Genomic DNA, 4752 nt, shown 5'->3' with positions numbered 1-4752 from the left:
CGAGCAGGCTGCCGGCACGCCGGACCACTTCCGCAGGATCGTCCATGCGCTCCAGGTCCAGCGGCAGCAGCGCGACTTCATGCGGACGCGGGCAACGCTGCCGCACGCGCTCCAGCTCGCTCTCGCGCCGGGCGCTCAGGACCAGCTTCGCGCCACGCAGCGCCGCCTGAAGGGCCAGCCCTTCGCCCAGGCCGCCGGACGCACCGGTGACCCACACCACTTTGCCAGCCAGATCGGTCATGCGCGCATCCTAAGCTTGTCGGTGACGAACAGCGGTCCCACCCGGAAGAACACGACAGCATCGAGCCGCGGGCGGAAGCATTCGCTGCCCGGCAGCATCCCGCGCTCCTGCGACCATCGCCCGCGGTACTGATCACCCATGTCATGCAACCCGATTGTCCGCCCTGTCCGCATATTCCCCCGGCCGGCGCCGGTGGTATTGCGAAATCTGACCAATCCGGTCTTGGGGGCACGTCGGGAAATCGCAGGCAAAGAAAAAGCCCGTGATCTCTCTCAAGATCACGGGCTTTCTGTTCTGGCGGAGGAGGAGGGATTCGAACCCTCGATACGGGAGACCCGTATGCCGGATTTCGAGTCCGGTGCATTCAACCACTCTGCCACCCCTCCGGAGGCGCGCAATTTAGCGGATCGCGACCGCAAACTCAAGCACCCGACGGTACATCAGGCACCGGCTGCGCAAAAACTGGGCAGCCGGTGCCGGCGGGCTCAGTCGAGCGTGACGCCGAGGCGGGCTGCCACTTCCTCGTAGGCCTCGACGACACCGCCGAGACCCTGGCGGAAGCGATCCTTGTCCAGCTTCTTGCGGGTCTCGCGGTCCCACAGGCGGCAGCCGTCCGGCGAGAACTCGTCGCCAAGCACGATCTCGCCATGGAACAGGCCGAACTCCAGCTTGAAGTCGACCAGCAGCATGTCGCTGGCCAGGAACAGCGCCGACAGCACCTCGTTGACCTTCAGCGACAGCGTCTTCATGACCGCCAGCTGCTCGCCGGTGGCCCAGCCGAAGGAAATGGCGTGCGATTCGTTGATGAACGGATCGCCGAGGGCATCGTTCTTCAGGAACAGCTCGAAGGTCGGCGGATTCAGGGCGATGCCCTCCTCCACACCGATGCGACGCACCAGGCTGCCGGCGGCGTAGTTGCGCACCACGCACTCGACCGGAATCATTTCCAGGCGCTTGACCAGGGACTCGGTCGGCGACAGCAGGCGCTCGTGGTGCGTGGCGATGCCCGCCGCGGCCAGCTTGTCCATGATGAAGGCATTGAAGCGGTTGTTCACCATGCCCTTGCGGTCAAGCTGCTCGACCTTCTTGCCGTCGAAGGCGGAAGTGTCGTTGCGGTACAGGATGACCACGCGATCGGCATCGTCCGTGGCGTAGACGGACTTGGCCTTGCCGGTGTACAGCAGCTCGCGCTTTTCCATGGGGGTCGTTCTCCGGATATCTCTTGAATGTCTCAGGGCCGGTCGGCGCTGGTGGCGGGCCAGCGGGACTGCAGCGCCGCCAGCACGTTGCGGGCGACGCTGACCGGCGCCAGCGTGTCGTCGTCACGCTGCACGTTGATCACGAAAGCCTCGGTGGCGCGGACCATGCGCACCTGGTAGGCCTCCTTGGCCACCTCGATGTCGACCAGGCCCAGCGACTGGTTGCGGTCCTTGATGTTGGCGCCGGCGCCCTGCAGCGCGCGCGCCAGCTCGTCCCAGACACGTTCGCGGGGGCCGACCACACGCAGTTCGGGCACGCCGTTGCCGTCGGTGCCCAGCTTAACCGGCAGACGGCCGGGGGCATTGGGCAGCGGCGGCAGCTCGGCGGCCTGCACACCCTTCATGCCGGGCGGGAACGGGGCCTTGGCCGGCTCGCTGACCGGCTTGCCGGAGGCCGGCGGAATCGGATACAGCGGCTTGATCGGACGGGTGTCGACATCCTGCGGCAGCATCAGCGGCGGCGTGGATTCGGCCTTGACGTAGTCCAGGCTGCGGTCACGGAAGAAGCTGCCGCAGGCGGGCAGCAGGGTCACGGCAACAACAGCCACGAGCAGACGACGCATCAGAGCACTCCGGAGGCTTGCAGGGCGGCACGCACGCGCGGCCGGGCATCTTCGGCCAGCACTGTCAGCGGCAGGCGGATACCGAGGCCGATGCGCCCCATTTCCGCCAGCGCCCACTTGACCGGGATCGGGTTGGATTCGATGAACAGCACATCGTGCAGCTGCGCCACACTGCCGGTCAGCGCGCGGGCGCGCTCGGCATCGCCTTCCAGGGCGGCCTCGCAGGCCTCGGCCATGACGCCCGGGGCGACATTGGCGGTAACCGAGATATTGCCCTTGGCACCGAGCAGGATCAGCTCGATGGCGGTGGCGTCATCGCCGGAATAGACCGCCATGCGGTCACCCACCAGACGGATCAGTTCCTCGCCACGCTCGAGGTTGCCGGTGGCGTCCTTGATGCCGACGATGTTGGGCAGGCCGGCCAGGCGCGCGACCGTGGCGTTGAGCATGTCGACACCGGTGCGGCCGGGCACGTTGTAGAGGATCTGCGGCAGGTTCACCGCCTCGGCGATGGCCTTGTAGTGCTGGTACAGGCCTTCCTGGGTCGGCTTGTTGTAGTACGGGGTGACCAGCAGCGCAGCGTCGGCGCCGAGCTTGGCGGCCTCGCCGGTGAGCTCGATGGCTTCGCGCGTGGAGTTGGCGCCGGTGCCGGCGATCACCGCCAGGCGCCCCGCCGCCACCTCGATCACCGTGCGCACGACCTGCAGGTGCTCCTCGACATCGAGCGTGGCAGATTCGCCGGTGGTGCCGACCGCGACGATGCCGTGGGTGCCTTCGGCCACGTGCCATTCGACCAGTCGCTTGAGGGCATCCCAGTCCACCGTGCCATCGGTATTCATGGGGGTGGCCAGCGCCACCAGGCTGCCAATGATCATGCGACTCTCCACGTCATGCTGCGGCTGTTTGAGGAATAACGCGCAATGGTAGCGGCCCGACCGGGGCGCAAACAAGGCCGGCCGGCGGCAAAAAGCGCGCAGGCGCAGTTTTCACCGCGGCGCGGGGCCCGCCGGACAGTTCCCGCCCGGCACCGGCATCGGGGAAATGCCGGTGCCGGACCTGCCCTGCCGGTCAGCAACGCCGCTGCCCCCGCTCGGGCTGACAGCGCCGCCCCGGGAGGCACGTCAAGAACCGGCGGCGATGTGCTCGTGCAGGATGCGGCGTATTTCCAGGATGGCCTCCGGCGTCTCCTGCACGCTGTGCCAGGACGGCACCACCTTCTCCGACGCAGCACCCTCCAGGTGGGCGCTGCTGTAGGGCACCACGCCATCGCTGGACAGCGCCAGCGCCACCGTCGGCGTGTCGTTGCCCATGATGCTGTGATAGCGCACGCGCGGCGAGATCGGCAGGTCGGCGGCGGCCTGCACGAATGGCGACTGGTTGCTGAGGTTGTCGATACTGGTCAGCGAGCGGTCCAGCGCCGCCGGTGCCGCGCCGTGCGGGTCGACCAGCAGCTGGGTCAGCTCCTTGAAGCGCCCCAGCACCGATACCGGCAGCCGCACCATGCCGGAGATCCAGCGCGCCACGCGGCGCTCGGCATAGGGCGTTCCCCGGTGCGGCGCGGCGATGAAGATCGCCCGCGTCACCTGCGGCAGCGGCTCGAAGCGCAGCAGCGGATCCAGCTCCTGGCGGGCCTTGCGCAGCCGCGAACCATGAATGTCGAAGCGCCCCATGATGCCGTCCCAGACCTGGTCACCGGACGATGACAGCATGAGGCGCGCGAGCACCCCGCCCATGCTGTGGCCGACCATGACGATGTCGCGGCTGGCCACCGAGGTACCGGCCGGATCGAAGTGCGCCAGCGTCTTCGTGATGGCCTCGCGGATGGCCACGTTGTTCAGCGGCAGCGGCAGGTTGGTCGGGTAGTAGACCTGCCAGATCTGGTAGTTGCGGCGCAGCACCTCGTCGCCCAGCACCTCGTTGGCAACATTGATCCAGGCCTCCGGACTGCTCGCCAGACCGTGCAGCATGATCACGATGCGACGGTTCGGGTCGTAGGGCTGCAGCAGATAGACGTGCGGGCTCTCGAGCACGTCGCCCTTGCCCAGCAGGGTCAGCAGCGCCTGGCGGGCGAAGCCGGAGCGCGCCAGCCAGAGGCCGTAGGCGGCGGTGAAGTCGGCCGCCAGCGGCACCCGGGAACCGGCGACATCGACGGTGTCCTGGCGATAGGGGTCGNTCGGCCAGGAAGTCGCCGGGAAAGCGCAGCACGGCAGTGATGGCCGGGAACGGCATCTCCCGCCAGGCGCGCGTATCCTCGCGGCTGCTCACCACGCTGTGCGACGTGGCCGCCACCAGCTCGCCGCCGATGCCGTCACGCCGGTACTGGTTGCGCAGCCCGGCGAAGGCCAGCGATGGCGCCGGGATCAGCGATTTCGGCAGCGCCCGCCCCTGCGCCAGGCGGACATCCTCCAGGCGGCCGACCACCTGCCAGCGGCCGACCTCCAGGCTGAAGGTGCCATGCTCGTCTTCCGGCGCAGGCGGCCGGCCGCGGTAGTAGTCGAACATCGCCGCCATGGCCTGGCGCACGGCGACGTTGTAGTAGTCGCGCACCTGCGTCTGGCGGTCCTCGAGCGCGCGCACGCCCGGCTTGCGCTCGGTGAAGAACAGGTAGGCGTAGGCGTAGCGCGCGGTGTCCAGGTAGGCGTTGATGCGCGCCACGGCGGCATCGCGCCGGTCGGTGCGCTGGGCCTCG

The 4752-nt window shown here is 68.3% G+C and carries 7 protein-coding genes and 1 tRNA gene; 1 reads left to right on the top strand and 7 read right to left on the bottom strand.

What is annotated here, in order from left to right:
- The 7 genes from C5O18_RS06580 to C5O18_RS06555 all read right to left on the bottom strand — a co-directional run.
- On the bottom strand, window positions 1-241 hold a 241-nt coding region (locus C5O18_RS06580; protein ID WP_146089248.1), incomplete at its 3' end, for an SDR family NAD(P)-dependent oxidoreductase.
- Window positions 238-381 carry a hypothetical protein gene (locus C5O18_RS10430; RefSeq protein ID WP_158249286.1) on the bottom strand — a complete coding sequence of 48 codons (144 nt, stop codon included), beginning with the start codon at window positions 379-381 and terminating at the stop codon, window positions 238-240. The genes C5O18_RS10430 and C5O18_RS06580, both read right to left, overlap by 4 nt.
- Window positions 382-536: 155 nt before the next feature.
- Window positions 537-627: transfer RNA gene (locus tag C5O18_RS06575), tRNA-Ser, on the bottom strand.
- Window positions 628-726: 99 nt separating this feature from the next.
- The gene (gene purC / locus C5O18_RS06570; RefSeq protein WP_105192552.1) at window positions 727-1440 is read right to left on the bottom strand and encodes a phosphoribosylaminoimidazolesuccinocarboxamide synthase; all 714 of its coding nucleotides are present in this window, start codon (window positions 1438-1440) and stop codon (window positions 727-729) included.
- 32 nt (window positions 1441-1472) lie between these two features.
- Entirely contained in the window at window positions 1473-2063 is a 591-nt protein-coding gene (gene bamC, locus C5O18_RS06565) for an outer membrane protein assembly factor BamC (RefSeq protein WP_105192550.1), read from the bottom strand.
- Window positions 2063-2938 (bottom strand): 4-hydroxy-tetrahydrodipicolinate synthase, encoded by an 876-nt coding sequence (gene dapA / locus C5O18_RS06560; RefSeq protein WP_105192548.1) that lies wholly within the window; start codon window positions 2936-2938, stop codon window positions 2063-2065. Before dapA ends, bamC begins: the two co-directional genes overlap by 1 nt.
- A gap of 246 nt (window positions 2939-3184) precedes the next feature.
- Entirely contained in the window at window positions 3185-4192 is a 1008-nt protein-coding gene (locus C5O18_RS06555; protein WP_241146763.1) for an esterase/lipase family protein, read from the bottom strand.
- Window positions 4193-4334: 142 nt separating this feature from the next.
- On the opposite strand from C5O18_RS06555, the gene C5O18_RS10875 reads away from it, so the two are divergent.
- Window positions 4335-4752 (top strand): hypothetical protein (locus C5O18_RS10875; RefSeq protein WP_241146762.1); only part of this gene is annotated, 418 nt, incomplete at its 3' end.

Origin of the sequence: Amnimonas aquatica (assembly GCF_002943415.1) — a bacterium.
Lineage (GTDB): Bacteria > Pseudomonadota > Gammaproteobacteria > Pseudomonadales > Moraxellaceae > Perlucidibaca > Perlucidibaca aquatica_A.
This window is presented reverse-complemented; position numbering and strand designations above follow the sequence as displayed.